Origin of the sequence: Pseudomonas sp. IPO3778 (genome assembly GCF_013386825.1) — a bacterium.
Lineage (GTDB): Bacteria > Pseudomonadota > Gammaproteobacteria > Pseudomonadales > Pseudomonadaceae > Aquipseudomonas.
Genome location: NZ_JACARC010000017.1, coordinates 45,401 through 68,548 on the forward strand (window position 1 = coordinate 45,401; position 23,148 = coordinate 68,548).

A 23,148-nucleotide genomic window follows, 5' to 3' on the forward strand; every position below is an offset into this window, starting at 1 on the left:
CGAAAAAGTCGGCCTGCTGATTCAAAGGCCTGTTTCTGAGTTAAGCACCACCGCCGCAGAAAGAAAAAGGGGATAAATGCCTAAATGTCGGCACTTTCGCCCTTTTCTGTTGACAGCAACCGAGCCTGCAACATCGCTTGCAAGGCCTCAAATCGCACCGGTTTGGCCAGCAGATCCGTCATGCCAACGCCGTGGCAACGCTCTCGCTCGGTGCTTTGCGACGAGTTGCCGAGGGCAATCACCGGCAGTTCGCCACCGCCCGGCAACGCACGAATCTGGCAGCACAGAGAGAACCCGCCCTCCGGCACATCCAGCAGCACCGCATCGAAGGTTTCACTCTGCAACAGCGCCAGCGCGGCCGGCCCGTTATCAACGGTTTTCACGCGGTAACCGAGCTTGAGCAACATCCCGCGTACCACCAGTTGCGCCACGCTGTTGTCATCCACCAGCAACACCGCGCACTCCTGGGGCGTGCGTTGCGGCTGAGGCGCTCGCCGTACGGGCGCGGGCTCGGCCTGCACCGGGATGACCTCAAGCTCCAGTTGGAACCGGCTGCCGCGCCGTGGCTCGGAATTGTGGGTAAGGCGCCCGCCGAGCAATTCGATCAATTGCCGGCAGATTGCCAGGCCGATGCCCATGCCGCCGTATCGACGCGTGGTCGAGCCGTCGAGCTGGAAGAAGCGCTGGTACAGGGTCGCCTCATCGAGATAGGCAAACCCGATGCCGGTGTCGGTGACAATAAAGGTCAGGCGCAACGTCCCGCCAGCCTGGGGCACGCCCACCACCCGCACGCGCACCGAGCCTTCGTGGGTGAACTTGAAGGCGTTGTCCAGCAGGCAATCCAGGCACTGTGCCAGCTTGCCGGGATCACCGTTGATGCGGTCCGGCAGTTCATCCGCCAGATCAATCGAAAACGCCAGGCCCTTGCTCTGGGCGCTGGTCGCGAACTGCTGGCGCAACGTGTCGAGTAACTCACGCAGGCTGAACACCTGAGGTTGCGGGCTAAGGCGCCCGGCCTGCAATTCGGTAAGGGTGAGGATGCCGTTGACCATGCGCATCATCTCGCGGGCCGAGCCGGCGGCGGTTTGATGGTACTGCGCGAGGTCGCCTTGCAGCGGCTCGGTCTGCATCAATTCCAGGGAGCCGATCACACCATTCATCGGCGTGCGCAATTCGTGGGTCAAGGTGGCGAGAAATTCGTCCTTGAGCTGATTACTGCGGGCCAGTTGCGTGTTGAGCACTTCGAGTTTCTGGCTGGCATCAAACAGGATCTGCGCCTGTTGTTCGCGCATCGCATTGATGCGGTCGGCCAGGGCCAGGGACAACAAGGCCACTTCAAGTGCCGAGCCGATCTGGCTGGCGTACATCGTGAGGAACACATTGGGCAGGTAACCCAGCACCATCATCGTATTGACCACGCCGCCCAGCAGGAACGCGGTCCAGGCAATGATGAAGTAACGCGCCATCCGCTGGCCGCAATACCAGGCCTTGATGGCCGCGACGAAGATGGTCACGGTGAACACCAGCGCCAAACCGGTGGCCAGGCGCAGGGCCAACGCATAGCTGGTGAACAGCGCCAGCACCATCACGGCAGCGCCGCTGACCGCCAGCGCCAGCAACAACCGGTTGATCCAGCGGCTGTAAAGCGCGGTGTGCAGGAAGCTGCGGGCAAACAGGCTGCCGAACAGCGCCGCCGAACCGATCAGGAACGGCACCGCCGCGTTCGCCCACCACGGGCTGTCGGGCCAGAAGTACTGCACCGCCACGCCATTGACCGAGAGTTGATACAGGCCGAACGAGGCAATATAGAAGATGTAATAGAGGTAGCTGGTGTCGCGCACGCTCAGGTAAATGAACAGGTTGTAGACCAGCATGCCGAGCAACACACCGTAGATCACACCCAGCACGTAGAGGCGTAATGGCTGCTCTTCGAGGTACGCGGTGGTGGACCAGAGGGTCAGCGGCGCCTGGATCGAGCCTTGGCTTTGCAGGCGCAGGTACAGGGTTTCCTGCTGGCCAGGTACGAAGTCGAGTTTGAACAGGTAGTTGCTCTGGCGAACTTCACGGCTGGAAAACGGCAGGATGCTGCCGGTGCGCGAAATCAGTCGATAGTTGCCGACATTGTCAGGCAGGTACAGCTCCAGCTGGTTCAGTGGCGGGTAGGCCAGTTCCAGCAGCCATCGGCGCGGGGCATCCGGGTTTTCAGGACGGTAATGAAGGTCAACCTTGAGCCAGAACACCGAGCGCGAATAGCCGGCATTCAGGGTGGCTTTGTCATGGGGTTTGAAACGACTGGCGAGGACCGGCGAGCTGATATCGCCAATCGTCAGGGCGCCACTGGGGTCTTCAAGCACCTGCATCACTGTGCCCAGGGGCAACCGGCTTGTGGTCTCGTTGAACTCGACTGCGCCGGCCAGCATTGGCAGCCCGGTCAACAGTAACATCAGCAAATAGCGCATAGAGCCCCAGCGTGGCCTGTCCGGTTATGTCAAAAGCCTCCATTCCTTTTGAGCAGACGTAATCCGGCGATACAGTTATTGGTTTGGATCCACTCTAGCATAGCCATTACAGGCCAAAAGACACCATTGAAATAATTTTTTGAAAGGCTCTAGAGCGGGCATTGCAGCGCATTTGACCTGCTTTTCAGGATGATAGCAAACCGCCACTTAACTCGGTTCATCAGGTAAAAATTCAACCCTCGTCCAACAGCCACCCAAAAAGCGTTTGGTGGTAAGCTCGCGCACCATGAATATCTACAGCTCTCGCCCCGTTGTCCTCTGTCTCTCCGGCCATGATCCCAGTGGTGGCGCCGGCTTGCAGGCAGATATCGAAGCCCTGCTCGCCCAGGGTTGTCATGCGGCCCCGGCCGTCACCGCGCTGACCGTGCAGAACACGGTCAACGTCAGCGATTTCCGCGTGCTCGACCGCGAGTGGGTGCTGGCCCAGGCCAACGCCGTGCTCGGCGACTCCGAAGTCGCTGCGGTGAAACTGGGCATGCTCGGTTCCCTGGAAATGGTCGACACCGTGGTCGAACTGCTCAAGGCACACCCGCATTTGCCGGTGGTCTGCGACCCGGTGCTGCGCGCCGGCGGCGGCGGCAGCCTGGGCAAGGACGAGGTCGGCTACGCGATGCGCGAGCGGCTGTTGCCGCTGTCGCTGATTGCCACCCCCAACCTGCCCGAAGCCCGCATCCTCGCCGAGTTGCCCGAAGGCACGGCGGACGAATGCGCCGCTAAGCTGCTGCCGTTCATCAAGCACCTGCTGATCACCGGCGGCCATGGCGACGAGCACGAAGTGCACAACCGCCTCTACAGCCGCGACGGCACGCACCAGACATTCACCTGCCAACGCCTGCCCGGCAGCTATCACGGCTCCGGCTGCACCCTGGCCAGCGCACTGGCCGGTCGGCTGGCACAGGGCGAAGGCCTGGTCAGCGCAGTGCAATCGGCCCTCAACTACACTTGGCGCACCCTGCGTGACGCTGAACAACTCGGCCAGGGGCAGTTTGTGCCTCGTCGTCTGCCGTTGGATTTCTGCTCGTAACACCAAGAGGCCTGCCCGATGAAACTACGTGGCCTTTATGCCATTACCGACAGCCAACTGTTGGCCGGCAAGTTCCTGGCCTACGTCGAAGCGGCGTTGGACGGTGGCGTGACCCTGCTGCAATACCGCGATAAAAGCAGCGACGAAGCGCGCCGCCTGCGGGAAGCCGAAAAGCTGCGTGAGCTCTGCTCGCGCTACAAGACACAACTGATCATCAACGATGACGCCGAACTGGCCGCACGCCTCGGCGTCGGCGTGCACCTGGGCCAAACCGACGGCCCGCTGACGCCGGCCCGCGCGCTGCTGGGGTCCAAGGCGATTATCGGCTCCACCTGCCACAGCCAGATCGAACTGGCCGAGCAGGCCGCGCGTGAAGGGGCCAGCTATGTCGCCTTCGGCCGCTTCTTCAACTCCAACACCAAGCCCGGCGCGCCGGCCGCCACCGTTGAGCTGCTGGCCCAGGCCCGCGCACGGTTGCACCTGCCGATCTGCGTGATCGGCGGCATCACCCTGGAAAACGCCGAGCCATTGGTGGCCCACGGTGCGGACCTGCTGGCCGTGGTCCACGGCCTGTTTGGTGCCGACACCCCCCAGGAAGTCACCCGCCGCGCCCGCGCCTTCAACGAATTGCTCAAGCCTCAATAATCGATTTCAGAGAGCCCGATCATGTCCCGTTCCGAAACCCTGTTTGCCAATGCCCAGAAACACATCCCCGGCGGTGTGAACTCCCCCGTGCGAGCGTTCAAGAGCGTTGGCGGCACTCCGCTGTTCTTCAAGCATGCCGAAGGCGCCTACGTCACCGACGAAGATGACAAGCGCTACGTCGACTACGTGGGCTCGTGGGGCCCGATGATCCTCGGCCACAGCCATCCGGACGTGCTGGACGCCGTACGCCAGCAGCTGCAGCACGGCCTGTCCTATGGCGCTCCCACCGCCATGGAAACCGAGATGGCTGACCTGGTGTGCTCCATCGTGCCGTCCATGGAGATGGTGCGGATGGTCAGCTCCGGCACCGAAGCCACCATGAGCGCGATTCGCCTGGCCCGTGGTTTCACCGGCCGCGACAGCATCATCAAGTTCGAAGGCTGCTACCACGGCCACTCCGACAGCCTGCTGGTCAAGGCCGGCTCCGGCGCACTGACCCAGGGCGTACCGAGCTCCGCCGGTGTGCCGGCCGCGTTTGCCAAACACACCCTGACCCTGCCGTTCAACGACATCGCCGCCGTCGAGCAGATGCTGAGCGAAGTCGGCCAGGACGTGGCGTGCATCATCGTCGAGCCGGTGGCCGGCAACATGAACTGCGTGCCGCCGGCGCCGGGCTTTCTGGAAGGCCTGCGGGAACAGTGCGACAAGCACGGCGTGGTGCTGATTTTTGATGAAGTGATGACCGGTTTCCGCGTGGCCCTCGGCGGCGCCCAGGCGCACTACGGCGTGACGCCCGACCTGAGCACCTTCGGCAAGATCATCGGTGGCGGCATGCCCGTGGGCTGCTTCGGCGGCAAGCGCGAAATCATGCAACACATCGCACCGCTGGGCCCGGTGTACCAGGCAGGTACGCTGTCGGGTAACCCGCTGGCCATGGCCGCCGGCCTGACCACCCTGCGCCTGATCAGCCGCCCGGGCTTCCACGCCGAGCTGACCGACTACACCACCCGCCTGCTGGACGGCCTGCAACAGCGCGCCGATGCCGCCGGCATACCGTTCGTGACCACCCAGGCGGGCGGCATGTTCGGCCTGTACTTCAGCGGCGCCGACGACATCGTCACCTTCGACGACGTGATGGGCAGTGATGCCAATCTGTTCAAGCGCTTCTTCCACCTGATGCTGGAAGGTGGCGTGTACCTGGCACCGAGCGCCTTTGAAGCCGGTTTCACCTCGATCGCCCATGGCGATGCCGAACTGAAACTGACCCTCGATGCCGCCGAACGCGCCTTCGCCGCCTTGAAATAAGCGGATCAAACATCTGACGTCGCCCTTGGCGGCGTCAGATTTGCTACTTTGCTTACAGACATTTCCGTCTTTTTTCGAGAATTCACCTGCAATCCGGCAGATAACTTGCCCACGCAGCAGAAAAACGAGTAAAGACTTTGTAAGCAGGTGCCTGCTTATTTCATAATGCGCGCTTATTGGATCCCCCCGTGGGTCCCGCGCCCCGTCAGAGGTAAGTCGATTCCCATGAAACGCACCGGCCGCACCCTGGTTCTGGGCTGCCTGTTGCTCCTTCAGCCACTGCTGGCGTTTGCCCAAGCAGGCGGCAACTCGTTGTTAATCCCAGCGATGGGTCGTTGCACCCTCAATACCCAGCCAGAAAGCCAGGCCGAAGCCCTGAGCGCGTGCCAGAAACAGGCCGACGGCGGGGATGCGCAGGCGCAATACGAGTTGGGCGAGTACTTCTACGACAGTAAAAATCCCGCACGCGACCTCAACAAGGCCTTGAGCTACTTCGAGAAAGCCTCGTTGCAGGGCCACGCCCAGGCGCAGTTCCAGCTGGGCACCATGTTTTTCCACGGCGAAGGCGTACCGGCCAATAACGTTCAGGCGTATATCGTGCTGAAAATGGCGGCGGTCAATGGCGCTGAAGATGCACTGGACACGGCCGATGAAGTGGCCGAGCACATGCAGCGGGACGAACTGGAAGTGGCGACCCAGGTGCTGGGGCAGATTTTCCGCAACTACCTGCAGGAACTGCAGAGCGCAGATGGCAGCTCGCCATTTTCGCCACTGCCCTGAGTTTTGTAGCGCCTTTACTGCCGCCTTCGCGAGCAAGCCCGCTCCCACATTTGACGGCATTCCAAAAGTGGAACTCGGTCGAATGTGGGAGCGGGCTTGCTCGCGAAGGGGTCGACGCGGTCTTAAGCCTTACTTCTCTGGCATCGGCATCGGAAACGGCATGACGTTGCTCATGCCCCGGGCCTCGCTGATTTTCGGCGTACCCAGGCGCTCGACTTCATCGATGCGCACAATCGAATGCATCGGCACAAAACTGCGCACCACGCCTTCGAACTGAGCCTTGAGTTTTTCCTCGCCCGGGTCGACGACCAGCTGTGTGCGCTCGCCAAAGACGAACTCTTCCACTTCCAGGAAGCCCCACAGATCACTTTGATAGATCTGCTTGGCGTACATTTCGAACACCTGGCCCTGGTTAAGGAAAATCACCTTGTAGATTGGAGCTTCACGTTTGGTCATGGTGGGCGGGTAACACATCGGGGGATATAAAAGAGGGCGCGAACTATAGCATGGCGTCCGATGCACAGTGCTAGGAACCTATCGGCATGCCCCCTATAATGCGCGGTTCTTTACCACCAGTTGACGATCCCCATGGCCAAGAAGCTTTACATCGAAACCCACGGTTGCCAGATGAACGAGTACGACAGCTCGCGCATGGTCGATCTGCTGGGTGAACATCAGGCCCTGGAAGTCACCGCTCGCGCTGAAGATGCCGACGTGATCCTGCTCAATACCTGCTCGATCCGCGAGCGGGCCCAGGACCGGGTCTACTCGCAGCTGGGACGCTGGCGTGAACTGAAACTGGCCAACCCGGACATGGTGATCGCCGTCGGCGGTTGCGTGGCCAGCCAGGAAGGCGCCGCGATTCGCGACCGCGCTCCGTACGTCGACGTGGTCTTCGGCCCGCAAACCCTGCACCGCCTGCCGGAAATGATTAACGCGGCGCGCATCACCAAGCTGCCGCAAGTCGACGTCTCGTTCCCGGAAATCGAAAAATTCGACCACCTGCCCGAGCCGCGCATCGACGGCCCGAGTGCTTATGTGTCGGTGATGGAAGGCTGCAGCAAGTACTGCACCTTCTGCGTGGTGCCCTACACCCGCGGCGAAGAAGTCAGCCGCCCGTTCGACGACGTGCTCGCCGAGATCATTCACCTGGCCGAAAACGGCGTGCGTGAAGTGACCCTGCTGGGGCAGAACGTCAATGGCTACCGTGGCCAGACCCACGACGGCCGCTTGGCCGACCTGGCAGAGCTGATCCGCGTGGTGGCGGCCGTCGACGGAATCGAGCGGATTCGCTACACCACCTCGCACCCGCTGGAATTCTCCGACAGCCTGATCCAGGCCCACGCCGACGTACCGGAGCTGGTCAAACACCTGCATTTGCCGGTGCAGTCGGGCTCGGACCGCATTCTCTCGGCCATGAAGCGCAACCACACCGCCCTGGAATACAAATCCAAGCTGCGCAAACTGCGTGCGGCCGTGCCGGGAATCTGCATCAGCTCGGACTTTATCGTCGGCTTCCCGGGCGAGACCGAGAAAGATTTCCAGCAGACCATGAAGCTGATTGAAGACGTCGGTTTCGACTTCTCCTACTCCTTCGTCTACAGCCAGCGCCCGGGCACCCCGGCGGCAGACCTGCTCGACGAGACCCCGGAAGCGTTGAAGAAAGAGCGTCTGAACGCCCTGCAACACCGCCTCAATCAACAGGGTTTCGAAATCAGCCGGCAGATGGTGGGTTCGACCCAGCGCATCCTGGTGACCGACTACTCGAAGAAAGACCCTGGCGAATTGCAGGGCCGGACCGAGAACAACCGGATCGTCAATTTCCGTTGCGATAATCCGACGCTGATCGGGCAGTTCGCCGATGTGCACATCGACGCGGCACAACCGCACTCGCTGCGCGGCTCGCTGGTTAACTGAGAGCCCGGCTTTCAAGGCAAATGAAGATCAAATGTGGGAGCTGGCTTGCCTGCGATAGCGATATAACAGGCAGCCTCTCTTTTGGACCTGCCGGCCTCATCGCAGGCAAGCCAGCTCCCACACTGGATCGCCTTTGTTCTTGAGAGCGGGTCCGGGATATATAAGTGCTTTCGCACACCGCCTGCTGGCGTTATCCTTGATTTCATCTTAATTGCCCCAGGGCGGCTAAAAACGACCTTGAACGCACCCATAGAACCACATCGTTTCCTCCTCGAGCCCTTTGAGGCTCGCCGTTTCGCCAATCTGTGCGGACAGTTCGACGAGCACCTGCGCTTGATCGAACAGCGCCTGAGCATCGAGATCCGCAACCGCGGCAATCAGTTCGAGCTTATTGGTGAACCCCAACACACCACCTCGGCAGAAAACCTGCTGCGCCGCCTCTACCGGGAAACCAAAGGTAGCGAGCTGTCGCCGGAAACCGTGCACCTGTACCTGCAGGAATCCGCGGTGCAAGACCTGGCCAACAACCCGGTGGCCGAAGCCAGCGTGGCCCTGCGCACCAAGAAAGGCATGATTCGCCCTCGCGGCTTGAATCAGCAGCGCTACGTCAAAGAGATCCTGGGCAACGACATCAACTTCGGCATCGGCCCGGCCGGTACCGGCAAGACTTACCTGGCCGTGGCCTGTGCGGTCGACGCCCTGGAGCGCGAGCAGGTGCGACGCATTCTGCTGGTGCGCCCGGCGGTGGAAGCGGGTGAGAAACTCGGTTTCCTGCCTGGCGACCTGGCCCAGAAGATCGACCCGTACCTGCGCCCGCTCTACGACGCGCTCTACGAGATGCTCGGCTTTGAATACGTGGCCAAGCTGATCGAGCGCCAGGTGATCGAGATCGCCCCGCTGGCCTACATGCGCGGCCGTACGCTGAACAACAGCTTCATCATTCTCGACGAAAGCCAGAACACCACCGTCGAGCAGATGAAAATGTTCCTGACCCGGATCGGCTTTGGCTCCACGGCCGTGATCACCGGCGACGTCACCCAGGTCGACCTGCCCAAGGGCACCAAGTCGGGCCTGGCCCAGGTGATTGACGTGCTCAAGGACGTGCCGGGGATCAGCTTCACGCATTTCATGCCCAAAGACGTGGTACGTCACCCGCTGGTGCAGCGCATTGTCGAGGCCTACGAGCGCTTCGAACACCGCGACGACCAACCGGCCAAGGACACTCGCCGCGATGCTTGAGCTTGACCTGCAACTGGCCACCGACGCGCCCGCCCCCAGCGAAGAACAGTTCCGCCAATGGTGCACCTTGGCCCTGCGCCAGCGCACCGCCGACTCGGAACTGACCATTCGCCTGGTGGACGAGCCCGAAGGCCGTGAACTGAATCACACCTGGCGACAAAAAGACTACGCGACCAACGTGCTGTCCTTTCCCGCCGACGTACCCGATGAGTTACTGGATATCCCATTACTGGGCGATCTGGTTATCTGCGTCGAGGTGGTCGAGCGCGAAGCCAAGGAACAGGGCAAGGAACTTGAGGCCCATTGGGCCCATCTAGTCATCCACGGCTGTTTGCATCTCTTGGGTTACGACCATATAGACGATGAAGAAGCCGAAGAAATGGAAGCACTGGAACGAACGTTGCTTGCAGAATTGGGTCATCGCGATCCCTATGCAGACGACGAAACAGAAACTACACCTAACTGACACAACAAAGGATTTAGAGTAATCGCTATGAGCGAAGACCGATCGAGCAACGGGCAAAAGTCATGGCTGGGGAAACTCACCCAGGCCTTTGCCCACGAGCCGAAAAACCGCCAGGAGCTGCTGGAGCTGCTGCGCGAGGCACATCAGAACAAGTTGCTGGACAGCGAAGCGCTGGCCATCGTCGAAGGCGCCATCCAGGTCGCTGACCTGCAAGTACGGGACATCATGGTTCCGCGCTCGCAGATGATCAGCATCAAGGCGACCCAGACACCACGGGAATTCCTCCCGGCCGTGATCGACTCGGCGCACTCGCGCTACCCGGTGATCGGCGAAAGCCATGACGACGTCATGGGCGTCCTGTTGGCCAAGGACCTGTTACCGCTGATCCTCAAGGAGAACGGCGACAGCTTCAACATCAAGGACCTGCTGCGTCCTGCCACCTTCGTCCCTGAATCCAAGCGCCTGAACGTGCTGCTGCGCGAGTTTCGCGCCAACCACAATCACATGGCCATCGTGATTGACGAATACGGCGGCGTGGCTGGCCTGGTGACCATCGAAGACGTGCTGGAACAGATCGTCGGCGACATCGAAGACGAACACGATGTCGAAGAAGACAGCTACATCAAGCCGCTGCCCAGCGGTGACTTCCTGGTCAAGGCCCTGACGCCGATCGAGAACTTCAACGAGTTCTTCGACAGCGAATTCTCCGACGATGAATTCGACACCGTCGGCGGCCTGGTGATGAGCGCGTTCGGGCATCTGCCCAAGCGTAACGAAACCACCGAAATCGGCGCCTATCGCTTCCGCATCCTGAATGCTGACAGCCGTCGTATTCACTTGATCCGTTTGACACCTATTGCCCGCTAAGGACTGACATGCGCCGTATGATTGCACCCGGCTGGCCCGGTAACCTGCTGGCCGTGGTGGCCGGCGCCCTCACTACCCTGGCGCTGGCGCCGTTCGACCTCTGGCCATTTGCGCTGGTGGCGGTCGGTTTCTTTTATGCGGGATTGCGTGAACTGACACCACGCCAGGCCCTGGGCCGTGGCTGGTGTTTCGGTTTCGGCCTGTTTGGCGCCGGTACCAGCTGGATCTACTACAGCATTCACCATTTCGGCGGTGCGTCGGTGCTCCTGGCCGGCATGCTGATGCTGGCGTTTACCGCAGCCATTGCCTGGTTCTTTGCCCTGCCCGCCTGGCTGTGGGCACGCTGGTTGCGCCGCAATGAAGCGCCACTGGCCGATGCCCTGGCCTTTGCGGCCTTGTGGGTTGGCCAGGAAGCGTTTCGCGGCTGGTTCCTCACCGGCTTCCCGTGGCTCTACTCCGGCTACAGCCAGCTTGACGGCCCCCTCACCGGCCTGGCGCCGCTGGGTGGCATGTGGTTGATTTCCTTTGCCCTGGCGCTGACTGCGGCCTTGATTTTCAACCTGCCGCGCCTGCTGGCGGGCAAGCGCAACCTGTTCATAGGTGCTGGTTTGTTGCTATTGGTGGCGCCATGGGCCATCGGCCTGGCACTCAAGCATCACGCCTGGACCACCCCCGCCGGCGCCCCACTGACGGTGGCGGCCGTCCAGGGCAACGTCGAACAAAGCATGAAATGGGACCCCGAGCAGCTTAACGCGCAGCTCGCGCTGTACCGCGACATGAGTTTCAGCTCCAAACCTGTGGACCTGCTGGTGTGGCCGGAAACCGCGGTGCCGGTGCTCAAGGAATCCGTCGAAGGCTACCTGGCCATGATGGGCAAGTTTGCCGCTGACCGGCACACCGCACTGATCACCGGCGTGCCGATTCGCCAGGAAGTGCACCACCACAAGCGCTTCTTCAATGGCATCACGGTAGTGGGGGAAGGCGACGGCACCTACCTGAAGCAGAAGCTGGTGCCGTTTGGCGAGTACGTGCCCCTGCAGGACATGTTGCGCGGCCTGATTGCCTTCTTCGACCTACCGATGTCGGACTTCGCCCGCGGCCCGGCCGATCAGGCACTGCTGCAAGCCAAGGGTTATCAGATTGCGCCATTCATCTGCTATGAAGTGGTGTACCCGGAATTCGCCGCCAGCCTGTCGGCCCGCAGCGACTTGCTGCTGACCATCAGCAACGACACCTGGTTCGGCCGCTCCATCGGCCCGCTGCAGCATTTGCAGATGGCCCAGATGCGCGCCCTGGAAGCCGGTCGCTGGATGATCCGCGCCACCAACAACGGCGTCACCGGCCTGATCAACCCGTACGGGCAGATCACCGTGCAGATTCCGCAATTCGAGCGCGGCATTCTCTACGGTGAAGTGGTGCCGATGCACAACCTCACGCCGTACCTGCAATGGCGCTCGTGGCCGCTGATCATCCTGTGCCTTGGGCTGTTTGGCTGGGCGTTGCTGGCGGGCCGGATGTCGAAAACGGTTTAAGAGGCATACTCGGATAGTGTGGGAGCGGGCTTGCTCGCGAATGCGGCCTGTCAGTTAAAGCACCAGCGACTGACACACTGCATTCGCGAGCAAGCCCGCTCCCACATTTGCCCCGCGGTGTTATCGGTAAAATAACCGGTAACCCACCTGCCCCACCGCTTCATTCAGCAACAGCCCGCTCTCCCACACCGACTTGAACTCCGGCATCCAGCCACCCAGTGGCCGGGCATTGTCCAGGCCCAGAAACCCCACTGGCGCCGGAACGACCGTAAATCCGGCCTTTTCGAAGCTCCAGCGCGAACGCGGCATGTGCCAGGCCTGAGTCACGACGACGACACGCTTGATGCCTTGGGGTAACAGAATCCCGGCACTCATCTGCGCGTTTTCCCACGTGGTACGGCTGCGCTCTTCCTTCCAGCGCACGCTCACACCGAAGTCATCCTGCATCGACACCGCCATCAACTCCGCCTCGCTGGGCGGCGTACCGTAATGCAAGCCTCCGGTGGTCAGCACCGGCAAGCCCGACGCCTTGGCCAATCGCGCCGCATAACGCTGGCGCTCAAGGCCGATACCGGTCGGTTGATCGGCGCCCCACGCCGGGTCCCCACGCTCGCGCCCCGAACCCAACACCACGATGGCATCAGCCCGCTGCGCCAGGGTCGCCCATTCATCCAGGGCCAGGGGCGGCTCGGTCTCCAGGGCTTTTGCCCCCCACTGCACCACCACCGGCAGGCTCATCAGCCACATCCCGCCGAACCCCAGCGCAAAGCACACTGCCGCCAGGCGCGGGCGACTGCGACGAAACCACCAGGCAAGGGCCAGCAACAGCAACAGAATGCCGGGCGGCAACAGCAATTGTTTAATGAAATAACGAATAGGCATCGGGCATCTCCAAAGATGCCCGAAGCCTAAGGTGTAACGGGGTTTAGCGACAATCTTTAAAACAACACGCGTTGAGAAGGCTAACGATAACGCGGTACTTCACTTGAAACGCACGGACCGAAGTTTTTCCGGGCCGCGACCGGCCGACAAATCCTTCAGCCATACCACCTTGGCCGAGCGCGAAAACTCCTGGGCTGCCGGGGAGGCCATGCCATGGGGCGCGCGATGCTCATTTAACTCCAGATACACCCTGATCACGTCCAGCTCTGCCTGGCTCAAGCCACGCAGTTCCAACTCCAGAGGCCGCTCATCACACAATCGGCCTGCGGTTTTTGCTGCATCCAGCGCTCGACCCAAACGGTCGATCAGTCCTTCGTACACCTGCGGTTTCGTTAAAGTTCGCTGCGAATCAACCATCCCTCACCTCATTGAAGATAAGACTCACTCCCCACTAAACAGCGTAGTCCTGCTGGCCCTGCCTGCCTGACGCCGCGACCAACGGCCTCGGCGGCGCAATCAGGGTTTCCCTCGATAGAGTGGGGTCATGTATGCTACGGCGCTTCCTGTAACTCCACTTCCCGCAGGGTTTGGGCACGGACGCGCCGCTTTTTGGTGTCGATCAACCTGAACGTTGCACCGAAGAGGATTAGGCCACCCCTATTCAGTTCAAAAGTAGCCATGCACGAACAATATCAGCCCCGTGAAATAGAAAATGCCGCCCAGTCGTTCTGGGATGAGCAAAAGTCCTTTGAAGTCAGTGAACAGCCAGGCAAGGAAACTTTCTATTGCCTGTCGATGTTCCCTTACCCCAGCGGCAAGCTACACATGGGGCATGTGCGCAACTACACCATCGGCGACGTCATCTCCCGCTACCAGCGCATGCTGGGCAAGAACGTCCTGCAACCCATGGGTTGGGACGCCTTCGGCATGCCGGCAGAAAACGCCGCGATGAAGAACAACGTGGCGCCCGCCAAGTGGACCTACGAAAACATCGCCTACATGAAGACCCAGCTGCGCAGCCTGGGCCTGGCGGTGGACTGGTCCCGCGAGGTGACCACCTGCAAGCCTGATTACTACCGCTGGGAACAATGGCTGTTCACTCGCCTGTTCGAAAAAGGCGTGATCTACAAAAAGAGCGGCACCGTGAACTGGGACCCGGTGGACCAGACCGTTCTGGCCAACGAGCAGGTGATCGACGGCCGCGGCTGGCGCTCCGGTGCGCTGATCGAAAAACGCGAAATCCCGATGTACTACTTCAAGATCACCGCCTATGCGGATGAACTCTTGTCGAGCCTCGACGATTTGCCGGGCTGGCCCGAGCAGGTCAAGACCATGCAGCGCAACTGGATCGGCAAGTCCCGTGGCATGGAAGTGCAGTTCCCCTACAACGTCGATTCCATCGGCGCAGAAGGCGTACTGAAAGTCTTCACCACCCGTCCGGACACCCTGATGGGCGCGACCTACGTCGCCGTGGCCGCCGAACACCCGCTGGCCACCCAGGCCGCACAGAACAACCCTGAGCTGCAGGCGTTCATCGCCGAATGCAAAGGCGGCAGCGTCGCCGAAGCCGACGTCGCCACCCAAGAGAAAAAAGGCCTGCCGACCTCGCTGTTCGTGGAGCACCCGCTGACCGGCGAGAAGCTGCCGGTATGGGTCGCCAACTACGTGCTGATGCACTACGGCGATGGCGCGGTAATGGCTGTGCCGGCACACGATGAGCGCGATTTCGAATTCGCCGTCAAATACAACCTGCCGATCAAGTCTGTGGTTCGCACCAGCTCGGGTGACACTAACCCTGTGCCGTGGCAGGACGCGTACAACGAACACGGCACCCTGATCAATTCCGGCGCGTTCGACGGCCTGGATTTCGAAGGCGCGTTCGACGCCATTGAAGTGGCGCTGATCAAGAAAAACCTCGGTGCCTCGCGCACCCAGTTCCGCCTGCGCGACTGGGGCATCAGCCGCCAGCGCTACTGGGGCTGCCCGATCCCGATCATCCACTGCGATACCTGCGGTGACGTGCCGGTGCCGGAAGACCAACTGCCCGTCGTGCTGCCAGAAGATGTGGTGCCGGACGGCGCCGGTTCGCCCCTGGCACGCATGCCTGAATTCTACGAGTGCACCTGCCCGAAATGCGGCGCACCGGCCAAGCGTGAAACCGACACCATGGACACCTTCGTGGAGTCCTCGTGGTACTACGCCCGCTACGCCTCGCCGCACTATGAAGGCGGCCTGGTAGAAAAATCCGCGGCCGACCACTGGTTGCCGGTGGATCAGTACATCGGCGGTATCGAACACGCCATCCTTCACCTGCTGTACGCGCGCTTCTTCCACAAGCTGATGCGTGACGAAGGCCTGGTCAGCTCCGACGAGCCGTTCAAGAACCTGCTGACCCAGGGCATGGTGATTGCCGAGACTTACTACCGTCGCGAAGCCAATGGCGCCTACACCTGGTTCAACCCGGCGGACGTCGAGTTGGTGCGTGACAGCAAGGCCAAGGTGATCAGTGCCAAGTTGATCTCCGACGGCTTGCCGGTGGAAATCGGCGGCACCGAGAAAATGGCCAAGTCGAAGAACAACGGCGTCGACCCACAGTCGATGATCGACCAGTTCGGCGCAGACACCTGCCGCCTGTTCATGATGTTCGCCTCGCCGCCCGACATGAGCGCCGAATGGTCCGACTCCGGCGTAGAAGGTTCGCACCGTTTCCTCAAACGCGTCTGGCGCCTGGCGCACGCCCATGTCAGCCAGGGTTTGCCGGGCAGACTGGACGTGGCAGCCCTGAGCGACGAGCAGAAAGCCATTCGCCGCAGCACCCACCTGGCCATCAAGCACGCCAGCCAGGATGTGGGCCAGCACCACAAATTCAACACTGCCATCGCCCAAGTGATGACGCTGATGAACGTGCTGGAAAAAGCCCCGCAGGCCACCGAACAGGACCGCGCGCTGGTACAGGAAGGCCTGGAAACGGTCACCCTGCTGCTGGCTCCGATCACGCCGCACATCAGCCACGACCTGTGGAGCCGGTTGGGCCACAGCGGTGCCGTCATCGACGCCGGCTGGCCGGTACAGGATGACAGCGCCCTGGTACAGGACACGCTGCAACTGGTGATTCAGGTCAACGGCAAACTGCGTGGCCAGATCGACATGCCCGCCAGCGCCAGCCGTGAAGAAGTCGAAGCCGCCGCACGTGCCAACGAGAACGTGCTGCGCTTCACCGAAGGCCTGACGATCCGCAAAGTGATCGTGGTGCCCGGCAAACTGGTCAATATCGTCGCTAGCTAATCGGATCGGGCGCCAGGGCATCACCCTGGCGCCGAACAAAACCTCCAGGGCCTCGATAAGGCCCACATGGTTTCAAGGGGAGCATCAAAATGATTAAACGCAATCTGCTGGTTATGGGCCTTGCCGTGCTGCTGAGCGCTTGCGGCTTCCAGCTGCGCGGCACCGGCACCACCGAACTGGCGATCAAGGAACTGGACGTCACCGCCCGCAACTCCTACGGCGAGACCGTGCAACAGCTGCGCCAGGTCCTGGAAAGCAGTGGCGTCAAAGTCTATTCAGGCGCCGCTTATAAACTGAACCTGACGGATGAAAAAGAAGAGCAGCGTAACCTCAGCTACGCCAGTGCCGGGCGCTCTTCGGACGTCGAGTTGAGCACCACGCTCTTCTTCGAAATCCAGGGCCACGACCATCTGCCACTGATGGGTGACAAGATCCAGGTACAAAAAGTCGTGAGCCACGACGGCAACAACCTGGTGGGTTCGGACTCCGAAGCCATCCAGGTGCGCAAGGAAATGCGTCGTGAACTGGTACAGCGCATGGTTCTGCGCCTGCAACTGATCACCCCTGAAAAACTGGATCAACTGCAGCAGACGGCAGATAACAAGGCCAAGGCAGATGCCGATGCGCTGAAAGCTGCGCAAGAGTATGAAAACAGCCAGCCGAAACAGTCGCCTGTTGAAGTCCCTGCCGAGTAAGCCAGACGGGGCGCCCCAGGCGCCCCGTTCGCCCCGCCTATGAAACTTGCCCCCGCCCAACTCGCCAAACATCTGCAAGGCAGCCTGGCGCCCGTCTACATCGTCAGCGGTGATGACCCGCTGCTGTGCCAGGAGGCTGCGGACGCGATTCGCACTGCCGCCCGCCAACAGGGCTTCGATGAACGCCAAGTGTTCAGCGCCGACGCCAGTTTCGATTGGGGTACGCTGTTGCAAGCCGGGGCGAGCATGTCGCTGTTCGCTGAAAAACGCCTGCTGGAACTGCGGCTGCCTTCGGGCAAACCGGGTGACAAGGGCGCGGCGGCCTTGATGGAATACTGCGCACGCCCCGCCGAGGACACGTTGCTGTTGATCAGCCTGCCCAAGCTTGATGGCAGCGCGCAAAAAACCAAGTGGGGCAAGGCGCTGGTAGAAGGTGCACAGACCCAGTTCATGCAGATCTGGCCAGTGGACAGCAGTCAGCTGCCACAGTGGATTCGTCAGCGCCTTTCTCAATCCGGGCTGACCGCCAGCCAGGACGCCGTAGAGCTGATCGCGGCGCGGGTCGAAGGCAACCTGTTGGCGGCCGCCCAGGAAATCGAAAAGCTCAAGTTGATGGCTGAAGGTGGCCAGATCACCGTCGAGACCGTACAAGGCGCCGTGGCGGACAGCGCGCGCTTTGACGTATTTGGCCTGGTGGACGCGATCCTGAACGGCGAACCCGCCCACGCCCTGCGCATGCTCGAAGGGCTGCGCGGTGAAGGGGTCGAGCCACCGGTGATTCTCTGGGCCCTGGCCCGGGAGTTACGCCTGCTGGCCAATATTGCCCTGCAATACAGCCAGGGCATCCCACTGGACAAGGCCTTCAGCCAGGCCCGGCCACCGGTGTGGGACAAGCGCAAACCGCTGATCAGCAAAGCCCTGCAACGGCACTCGGCGCAACGCTGGGCGCAATTGCTGCTGGAGGCCCAGCGCATCGACGCGCAGATCAAGGGCCAGGCGGCGGGATCCCCCTGGATGAGCCTGAGTCGTTTGTCACTTTTGATGTCAGGGCAGCGCCTGGCATTGCCCGCTGAATAGTCCTACGCATCGCTGGGCTGGACAGAATCCACACTTCGGCCGATGATTCGCACCGCATCATCAACCCACCGGAGAGTACCGATCATGAGCAAAAAGCCATCCCCGCATGGCCCCAACAAGGCCAAATCCATCATCGCCCAGCCGTTGTTCCGCAGTCGCCAGGAACGAGCCGGCAAAGGCAAAGGCAGCTACCGCCGCGAAGCCTTCCAGTCTAATAGCTGGGAGGCTTCATACTTTCTGGCTGCCTGAAGGCAAGCGACCCTCTGGCATGATAAGGTCTGTACCTGATTCGTATTCCCTGGACCTGTGCATGCCCTCTAGTCTTTCCCGTCGTTGGCACCTTCGCCAACTGATCGCTGCCTCCAGCCTCATTCTGTTAGTCGCCTGCGCGGAAAAACCCACCGCCGCCGATGCTCAACCCCTGCCCCCACTCCAGACTGCACCGGTAGCTGCGCCTGCCGTCGTTGCGCCACTGGCGGTAGACAATCTTGATATCCAGCCCACCCAGACCTTTGCCGAATGGCAGGCGGGCTTTCGCGTGGAAGCCTTGAAGGCCGGCATTACGCCTGCGGTGTTTGATAACGCCTTCTCTAACGTTGTGCCCGACCTGGCAGTGATCCGCGCCGACCGCAGCCAGCCGGAGTTTTCCCGCCCGGTGTGGGAATACCTGGATGGCGCCCTGTCACCGCTGCGCGTGCGCAATGGCCAAGCGCTGCTGGTGAAGTACGCCGACACGCTTAAAAGCATCGAGGATCGTTATGGCGTCGACCGCCAGGCGCTGGTGTCGGTGTGGGGCATGGAGAGCAACTTCGGCCAGTTCCAGGGCAACAACTCGGTGATCCGCTCCCTGGCGACCCTGGCCTACGAAGGTCGTCGCCCGGCGTTCGCCCAGGCGCAACTGCTGGCGGCGCTGCAAATCATCCAGCATGGCGACATCGCCGCCGACCAGATGAAAGGCTCCTGGGCCGGGGCCATGGGCCAGACCCAGTTCATCCCGACCACCTATAACACCCACGCCGTGGATTTCGACGGCGACGGTCGCCGCGATATCTGGAACAGCCCAGCCGACGCCCTCGCCTCCACCGCGCACTACCTGCAAAGCTCCGGCTGGCAGAAAGGCCAGCCGTGGGGCTTTGAGGTGCAGCAACTGCCATTGAATTTCGATTACGCCCTGGCCGATGGCAGTGTGCGCAAAACCGTTGGCGAGTGGCTGAAACTGGGGATCCAGGTGCCGCCTGGCGCCAGCGTCCCGCCCAACGTGGACCAGCTTTCCGCAGCCCTGCTGTTGCCGGCCGGCTACCGTGGCCCGGCGTTCCTGGTGCTGGACAACTTCCGCGCGATCCTCAAGTACAACAACTCGTCGTCCTACGCATTGGCAGTCGGCTTGTTGTCGGAACGGTTCGGTGGTGGAGGTGTGATTCGTGGGAGCTGGCCGAAAGACGAGCTGCCATTGACGCGCTCACAGCGGATGGACTTGCAGTCGGTGCTCAGCGCCAATGGTTACGATGCCGGCAACCCGGACGGGATCATCGGCGCCAATACCCGCAAGGCGATTCGTGCCGCGCAGCAGTCACTGGGCTGGCCGGCGGATGGGTATCCGACGGTGAAGTTGCTGGAGTCGTTGCAGAGCCGCTAGATAGCGGTATGGCTGCTACCGTCTTCGCGAGCAAGCCCGCTCCCACACTTCGACCTTATTCCTTCAGGGAGTACACGGTCAAAATGTGGGAGCGGGCTTGCTCGCGAAGAGGCCCTCAGAAGCCACAGAAGTCTCAGGCCTTAAACACCACATCCTGCTCCAACACCAACCGCTTCTCCCCCGCATCCAACCGCACCCTGGCGCCCATCGGCAACGTAAGGTTCGGGTTGCAGTGCCCGCTGCGCCAGCCGGACAGCACAGGGATGCACAACGGCTCGAAGGTCTGCTTCAGCAATCGCTCAAGCGCAAGGCTATCAACCCCCGCCACATCCCCCACCACAACGCCCGCCACCTGAGCGAGCTTGCCCGCCAGGCGCAAATGGGTGAGCAGCCGGTCGATGCGGTACAGCGGTTCGTTAACGTCTTCGATAAACAGGATGATGCCCTCGGCATCCATCTCGTAAGCCGTCCCCATCACCGCCGCGATCATTGATAGATTGCCACCCAGCAGCCGCCCGCAGGCGATGCCTGGCTCGATGGTGGTCAACGGGTAAGCCACCGGGTGGGTGAGCTGGCTACCGGCCTTCACTTGCCCGCGCAGCAGGCTGAACAGTGACGACTCAGTCGGCTGCAGCTTGTCGCCCAACAGGTCAGCGTTGAACATCGGCCCGTGGAAAGTGACAAAACCGGCATACCGGTGGATCGCCAGGTGCAAGGCGGTGATGTCGCTGTAGCCGACGAATGGCTTGGGGTTGGCCCGCAGCAGGTCGAAGTCGAGGCGGTCCAGCAGGCGCGGCGTGCCGTAGCCGCCCCGCAGGCAAAATATGGCGTCGATGGACGCGTCGGCGAACGCCCCGTGCAGGTCATTCAGGCGTACATCGTCACTGCCGGCCAGGTAGCCATCACGCTGCCTCACGCCCGGAAAAATCCGCAGTGTGTAGCCTCGGGCACGCATCCATTGCGTGGCCTTGTCGATATCCAGCTCGGCCGGCCCGGCAGGGGCAATCAGGCCGATCACGCCTTCGGCGCGCAGCGCAGGTACCGCACAAGTGGTTAATTGAGTCGTCATCCATGGTTCTCCTCGTGTGGATTGCCCAAGGCACTCTAAACAGCAATGGTTGCAAACAGAAGAGGATGACTTAACCGCAACATGTAGGAGCGAGCTTGCTCGCGAAGGTCGTCAACGATAACGCGCGCGTCCTGGACGCGCGCGGTGCTCTTGAGTTCTTCGCGAGCAAGCTCGCTCCTACAGTGAGGGCGAGGCTTACGAGACCAGGCTGGCCTTGACCAGTTTCGCCTGCTCGTCGGCGTGGTACGAGGAACGTACCAGCGGGCCGGAAGCGACGTTCTTGAAGCCCATCTTGTAGCCTTCTTCGGCAAACCAGGCGAACACGTCCGGGTGCACGAAGCGCTGTACCGGCAAGTGGCTGCGGGACGGCTGCAGGTACTGGCCGAGGGTCAGCATGTCGATGTCGTGTTCGCGCATGCGCTTCATGACTTCGATGACTTCTTCGTCGGTTTCGCCCAGGCCCAGCATCAGGCCGGATTTGGTCGGGATGTGCGGCATCATCTGCTTGAACTTCTGCAGCAACGTCAGCGACCACTGGTAGTCCGAACCCGGACGCGCAGCCTTGTACAGGCGCGGCACGGTTTCCAGGTTGTGGTTGAACACATCCGGCGGCTCGGCGGCGGTGATTGCCAGCGCGACGTCCATCCGGCCACGGTAGTCCGGGACCAGGGTTTCGAGCATCACGTTCGGCGACAGCTTGCGGATCTCGCGGATGCAGTCGGCAAAGTGCTGGGCACCACCGTCACGCAGGTCGTCGCGGTCCACTGAGGTGATCACTACGTACTTGAGTTTCAGGTCGGCGATGGCGATGGCCAGGCTTTCCGGCTCGTTGACGTCCAGTGGCTTCGGCCGGCCGTGGCCAACGTCGCAGAACGGGCAACGACGGGTGCAGATGTCACCCATGATCATGAAGGTGGCGGTGCCGCCGGAGAAGCACTCGCCCAGGTTCGGGCAGGAGGCTTCTTCGCACACGCTGTGCAGCTTGTGTTTGCGCAGCAGGGCCTTGATACGGTCGACTTCCGGCGAAACCGGGATGCGCACGCGAATCCAGTCAGGCTTTTTCGGCAGTTCGGTGGTCGGAATGATCTTTACCGGAATGCGTGCAACCTTCTCGGCGCCGCGCAGCTTGACGCCGGCTTCCACCTTGGCACGCGGGGCCGGACGCTCGGTAACATCCAGCGTCGGGATCATGGTTTGCACTGCATCAGTAGTCATAATCAGTCGATTCCGCCCGTTAGGGTCGTCTGCTCAGCATAGTCGAGGTGTTTGACGAGCTGCGCGCGCAGCCGGGCACTTACCTCGGCAAATTCTAGTGGTGTTGCATGATCGCTCAACTGGGTCATCGCCAAACCGGCGTAACCACAGGGATTGATCCGTCGAAACGGCGCCAGGTCCATGTCCACGTTCAGGGCCAGGCCATGAAAGGAGCAGCCGTGGCGAATCCGCAGGCCCAGGGAGGCGATTTTCGCGCCATCGACATAAACCCCCGGTGCATCCGGCTTGGCCACTGCGGTCACACCGTAGCTGGCCAACAGCTCGATCAGGCATGTCTCCATGCGACTGACCAGCTCACGCACGCCAAAACCCAGCCTGCGCACGTCCAGCAACAGATAAGCCACCAATTGGCCAGGGCCATGGTAAGTCACCTGCCCGCCGCGGTCGACCTGCACCACCGGGATTTCTCCCGGCAGCAGCAAATGCTCGGCCTTGCCGGCCTGACCCTGGGTGAAAACCGGCGGGTGTTCGACCAGCCAGATTTCATCCGGGGCTTCGGTGCCGCGCTCGTTGGTGAACCGCTGCATGGCGTGCCACACCGGTTCGTAAGCCATTTGGCCGAGCTCGCGAAAGCCCAGGGTCTGTGACATCACAACACCATGTGCACGAAGCCGGTAGCCCGCAGTTCGCTGTTGATGTTGTAGAGCTGGTCCTGGTCAGTCGCAACGATGTGCAACTGAATGGTGGTGTACTTGCCGGCAGAGCTTGGGCGCTCGTCCACGCGGTTATCGTTGATCGTCGCGTGCTTTTTGACGATTGCGATAATCGCGTCCTTACGGCCCACACCGGTATCGCTGATCACCTTGATGGGGTAATCAACCACCGGGAATTCGATTTTTGGCGCCTTTACTTCGGTATCGGTCATGGCGTAACGGCCTCGTAAGCGTAAGCCGTGGCGACGGGCATAACCCCGCGCCGGATCAGCGCAGGGTCAT

The 23,148-nt window shown here is 61.5% G+C and carries 22 protein-coding genes; 14 read left to right on the forward strand and 8 right to left on the reverse strand.

Annotation, left to right across the window (positions count from 1 at the left end; all coding sequences use genetic code 11):
* Nucleotides 1-80: 80 nt before the first annotated feature.
* Entirely contained in the window at nt 81-2,459 is a 2,379-nt protein-coding gene (locus tag HX855_RS06665) for a hybrid sensor histidine kinase/response regulator (RefSeq protein ID WP_177082774.1), read from the reverse strand.
* 286 nt (nt 2,460-2,745) lie between these two features.
* Between HX855_RS06665 and HX855_RS06670 the strand changes: the two genes are divergently transcribed.
* From HX855_RS06670 to HX855_RS06685, 4 genes are all read left to right on the forward strand, one after another.
* The gene (locus HX855_RS06670) at nt 2,746-3,543 is read left to right on the forward strand and encodes a hydroxymethylpyrimidine/phosphomethylpyrimidine kinase (RefSeq protein ID WP_003215474.1); all 798 of its coding nucleotides are present in this window, start codon (nt 2,746-2,748) and stop codon (nt 3,541-3,543) included.
* An 18-nt stretch (nt 3,544-3,561) separates the two neighbouring features.
* On the forward strand, nt 3,562-4,188 hold the full coding sequence (gene thiE, locus HX855_RS06675; RefSeq protein ID WP_177082776.1) for a thiamine phosphate synthase: 627 nt from the start codon (nt 3,562-3,564) through the stop codon (nt 4,186-4,188).
* Nucleotides 4,189-4,209: 21 nt separating this feature from the next.
* Nucleotides 4,210-5,493 carry a glutamate-1-semialdehyde 2,1-aminomutase gene (hemL, locus tag HX855_RS06680; protein ID WP_177082778.1) on the forward strand — a complete coding sequence of 428 codons (1,284 nt, stop codon included), beginning with the start codon at nt 4,210-4,212 and terminating at the stop codon, nt 5,491-5,493.
* Between the two features lie 225 nt (nt 5,494-5,718).
* Entirely contained in the window at nt 5,719-6,273 is a 555-nt protein-coding gene (locus HX855_RS06685) for a tetratricopeptide repeat protein (RefSeq protein ID WP_017476238.1), read from the forward strand.
* A 129-nt stretch (nt 6,274-6,402) separates the two neighbouring features.
* Here HX855_RS06685 and HX855_RS06690 read toward each other — a convergent pair whose 3' ends face one another.
* Nucleotides 6,403-6,729 (reverse strand): DUF1820 family protein, encoded by a 327-nt coding sequence (locus HX855_RS06690; protein WP_003215457.1) that lies wholly within the window; start codon nt 6,727-6,729, stop codon nt 6,403-6,405.
* Between the two features lie 132 nt (nt 6,730-6,861).
* Between HX855_RS06690 and miaB the strand changes: the two genes are divergently transcribed.
* The 5 genes from miaB to lnt all read left to right on the forward strand — a co-directional run bounded on the left by miaB (nt 6,862) and on the right by lnt (nt 12,294).
* The gene (gene miaB / locus HX855_RS06695) at nt 6,862-8,190 is read left to right on the forward strand and encodes a tRNA (N6-isopentenyl adenosine(37)-C2)-methylthiotransferase MiaB (RefSeq protein WP_177082779.1); all 1,329 of its coding nucleotides are present in this window, start codon (nt 6,862-6,864) and stop codon (nt 8,188-8,190) included.
* 237 nt (nt 8,191-8,427) lie between these two features.
* Nucleotides 8,428-9,429, forward strand: a complete 1,002-nt coding sequence (locus tag HX855_RS06700; RefSeq protein ID WP_177043315.1) for a PhoH family protein — start codon at nt 8,428-8,430, stop codon at nt 9,427-9,429.
* Entirely contained in the window at nt 9,422-9,895 is a 474-nt protein-coding gene (ybeY, locus tag HX855_RS06705; RefSeq protein ID WP_177082781.1) for an rRNA maturation RNase YbeY, read from the forward strand. The genes HX855_RS06700 and ybeY overlap by 8 nt, the downstream gene beginning before the upstream one ends.
* A 27-nt stretch (nt 9,896-9,922) precedes the next feature.
* Complete coding sequence (locus tag HX855_RS06710) at nt 9,923-10,762, forward strand: HlyC/CorC family transporter (protein ID WP_005791724.1); 840 nt, start codon at nt 9,923-9,925, stop codon at nt 10,760-10,762.
* Nucleotides 10,763-10,770: 8 nt separating this feature from the next.
* Nucleotides 10,771-12,294, forward strand: coding sequence for an apolipoprotein N-acyltransferase (lnt, locus tag HX855_RS06715; protein ID WP_177082783.1), 1,524 nt, complete (start codon nt 10,771-10,773; stop codon nt 12,292-12,294).
* A 120-nt stretch (nt 12,295-12,414) separates the two neighbouring features.
* Here lnt and HX855_RS06720 read toward each other — a convergent pair whose 3' ends face one another.
* Nucleotides 12,415-13,176, reverse strand: coding sequence for a YdcF family protein (locus tag HX855_RS06720; RefSeq protein WP_177082785.1), 762 nt, complete (start codon nt 13,174-13,176; stop codon nt 12,415-12,417).
* A 99-nt stretch (nt 13,177-13,275) separates the two neighbouring features.
* Nucleotides 13,276-13,593: a hypothetical protein gene (locus HX855_RS06725; RefSeq protein ID WP_177082787.1), complete on the reverse strand. Its 318-nt coding sequence runs from the start codon at nt 13,591-13,593 to the stop codon at nt 13,276-13,278.
* Between the two features lie 261 nt (nt 13,594-13,854).
* Between HX855_RS06725 and leuS the strand changes: the two genes are divergently transcribed.
* From leuS to HX855_RS06750, 5 genes are all read left to right on the forward strand, one after another.
* Nucleotides 13,855-16,461 carry a leucine--tRNA ligase gene (gene leuS, locus HX855_RS06730; RefSeq protein WP_177082789.1) on the forward strand — a complete coding sequence of 869 codons (2,607 nt, stop codon included), beginning with the start codon at nt 13,855-13,857 and terminating at the stop codon, nt 16,459-16,461.
* Between the two features lie 89 nt (nt 16,462-16,550).
* Nucleotides 16,551-17,156: an LPS assembly lipoprotein LptE gene (lptE, locus tag HX855_RS06735; RefSeq protein ID WP_177082791.1), complete on the forward strand. Its 606-nt coding sequence runs from the start codon at nt 16,551-16,553 to the stop codon at nt 17,154-17,156.
* Nucleotides 17,157-17,195: 39 nt separating this feature from the next.
* Nucleotides 17,196-18,233: a DNA polymerase III subunit delta gene (gene holA, locus HX855_RS06740; protein ID WP_177082793.1), complete on the forward strand. Its 1,038-nt coding sequence runs from the start codon at nt 17,196-17,198 to the stop codon at nt 18,231-18,233.
* Nucleotides 18,234-18,317: 84 nt separating this feature from the next.
* Complete coding sequence (gene arfA, locus HX855_RS06745) at nt 18,318-18,482, forward strand: alternative ribosome rescue factor ArfA (protein ID WP_177082795.1); 165 nt, start codon at nt 18,318-18,320, stop codon at nt 18,480-18,482.
* A 61-nt stretch (nt 18,483-18,543) separates the two neighbouring features.
* On the forward strand, nt 18,544-19,869 hold the full coding sequence (locus HX855_RS06750) for a lytic murein transglycosylase (protein ID WP_177082797.1): 1,326 nt from the start codon (nt 18,544-18,546) through the stop codon (nt 19,867-19,869).
* 133 nt (nt 19,870-20,002) lie between these two features.
* Here the strand turns inward: HX855_RS06750 and HX855_RS06755 are convergent, their stop codons facing one another.
* From HX855_RS06755 to HX855_RS06770, 4 genes are all read right to left on the reverse strand, one after another.
* On the reverse strand, nt 20,003-20,938 hold the full coding sequence (locus HX855_RS06755; RefSeq protein WP_177082799.1) for an LD-carboxypeptidase: 936 nt from the start codon (nt 20,936-20,938) through the stop codon (nt 20,003-20,005).
* Nucleotides 20,939-21,133: 195 nt separating this feature from the next.
* Entirely contained in the window at nt 21,134-22,153 is a 1,020-nt protein-coding gene (gene lipA / locus HX855_RS06760) for a lipoyl synthase (RefSeq protein ID WP_375140063.1), read from the reverse strand.
* Between the two features lie 2 nt (nt 22,154-22,155).
* Nucleotides 22,156-22,803 carry a lipoyl(octanoyl) transferase LipB gene (gene lipB, locus HX855_RS06765; protein WP_177082801.1) on the reverse strand — a complete coding sequence of 216 codons (648 nt, stop codon included), beginning with the start codon at nt 22,801-22,803 and terminating at the stop codon, nt 22,156-22,158.
* Nucleotides 22,803-23,078, reverse strand: a complete 276-nt coding sequence (locus HX855_RS06770; protein WP_177082803.1) for a DUF493 domain-containing protein — start codon at nt 23,076-23,078, stop codon at nt 22,803-22,805. Before HX855_RS06770 ends, lipB begins: the two co-directional genes overlap by 1 nt.
* Between the last annotated feature and the right edge of the window lie 70 nt (nt 23,079-23,148).

What these genes read in the sequence shown, in the direction of transcription:
- lipB (WP_177082801.1), bottom strand. Translation starts at nt 22,803, where the DNA reads ATGTCACAGACCCTGGGCTTTCGCGAGCTCGGCCAAATGGCTTACGAA.
- lptE (WP_177082791.1), top strand. Translation starts at nt 16,551, where the DNA reads ATGATTAAACGCAATCTGCTGGTTATGGGCCTTGCCGTGCTGCTGAGC.
- ybeY (WP_177082781.1), top strand. Translation starts at nt 9,422, where the DNA reads ATGCTTGAGCTTGACCTGCAACTGGCCACCGACGCGCCCGCCCCCAGC.
- HX855_RS06770 (WP_177082803.1), bottom strand. Translation starts at nt 23,078, where the DNA reads ATGACCGATACCGAAGTAAAGGCGCCAAAAATCGAATTCCCGGTGGTT.
- HX855_RS06665 (WP_177082774.1), bottom strand. Translation starts at nt 2,459, where the DNA reads ATGCGCTATTTGCTGATGTTACTGTTGACCGGGCTGCCAATGCTGGCC.
- hemL (WP_177082778.1), top strand. Translation starts at nt 4,210, where the DNA reads ATGTCCCGTTCCGAAACCCTGTTTGCCAATGCCCAGAAACACATCCCC.
- HX855_RS06725 (WP_177082787.1), bottom strand. Translation starts at nt 13,593, where the DNA reads ATGGTTGATTCGCAGCGAACTTTAACGAAACCGCAGGTGTACGAAGGA.
- lnt (WP_177082783.1), top strand. Translation starts at nt 10,771, where the DNA reads ATGCGCCGTATGATTGCACCCGGCTGGCCCGGTAACCTGCTGGCCGTG.
- HX855_RS06750 (WP_177082797.1), top strand. Translation starts at nt 18,544, where the DNA reads ATGCCCTCTAGTCTTTCCCGTCGTTGGCACCTTCGCCAACTGATCGCT.
- HX855_RS06685 (WP_017476238.1), top strand. Translation starts at nt 5,719, where the DNA reads ATGAAACGCACCGGCCGCACCCTGGTTCTGGGCTGCCTGTTGCTCCTT.
- leuS (WP_177082789.1), top strand. Translation starts at nt 13,855, where the DNA reads ATGCACGAACAATATCAGCCCCGTGAAATAGAAAATGCCGCCCAGTCG.
- HX855_RS06670 (WP_003215474.1), top strand. Translation starts at nt 2,746, where the DNA reads ATGAATATCTACAGCTCTCGCCCCGTTGTCCTCTGTCTCTCCGGCCAT.
- lipA (WP_375140063.1), bottom strand. Translation starts at nt 22,153, where the DNA reads ATGACTACTGATGCAGTGCAAACCATGATCCCGACGCTGGATGTTACC.
- HX855_RS06720 (WP_177082785.1), bottom strand. Translation starts at nt 13,176, where the DNA reads ATGCCTATTCGTTATTTCATTAAACAATTGCTGTTGCCGCCCGGCATT.
- HX855_RS06710 (WP_005791724.1), top strand. Translation starts at nt 9,923, where the DNA reads ATGAGCGAAGACCGATCGAGCAACGGGCAAAAGTCATGGCTGGGGAAA.
- miaB (WP_177082779.1), top strand. Translation starts at nt 6,862, where the DNA reads ATGGCCAAGAAGCTTTACATCGAAACCCACGGTTGCCAGATGAACGAG.
- HX855_RS06755 (WP_177082799.1), bottom strand. Translation starts at nt 20,938, where the DNA reads ATGACGACTCAATTAACCACTTGTGCGGTACCTGCGCTGCGCGCCGAA.
- HX855_RS06690 (WP_003215457.1), bottom strand. Translation starts at nt 6,729, where the DNA reads ATGACCAAACGTGAAGCTCCAATCTACAAGGTGATTTTCCTTAACCAG.
- arfA (WP_177082795.1), top strand. Translation starts at nt 18,318, where the DNA reads ATGAGCAAAAAGCCATCCCCGCATGGCCCCAACAAGGCCAAATCCATC.
- thiE (WP_177082776.1), top strand. Translation starts at nt 3,562, where the DNA reads ATGAAACTACGTGGCCTTTATGCCATTACCGACAGCCAACTGTTGGCC.
- holA (WP_177082793.1), top strand. Translation starts at nt 17,196, where the DNA reads ATGAAACTTGCCCCCGCCCAACTCGCCAAACATCTGCAAGGCAGCCTG.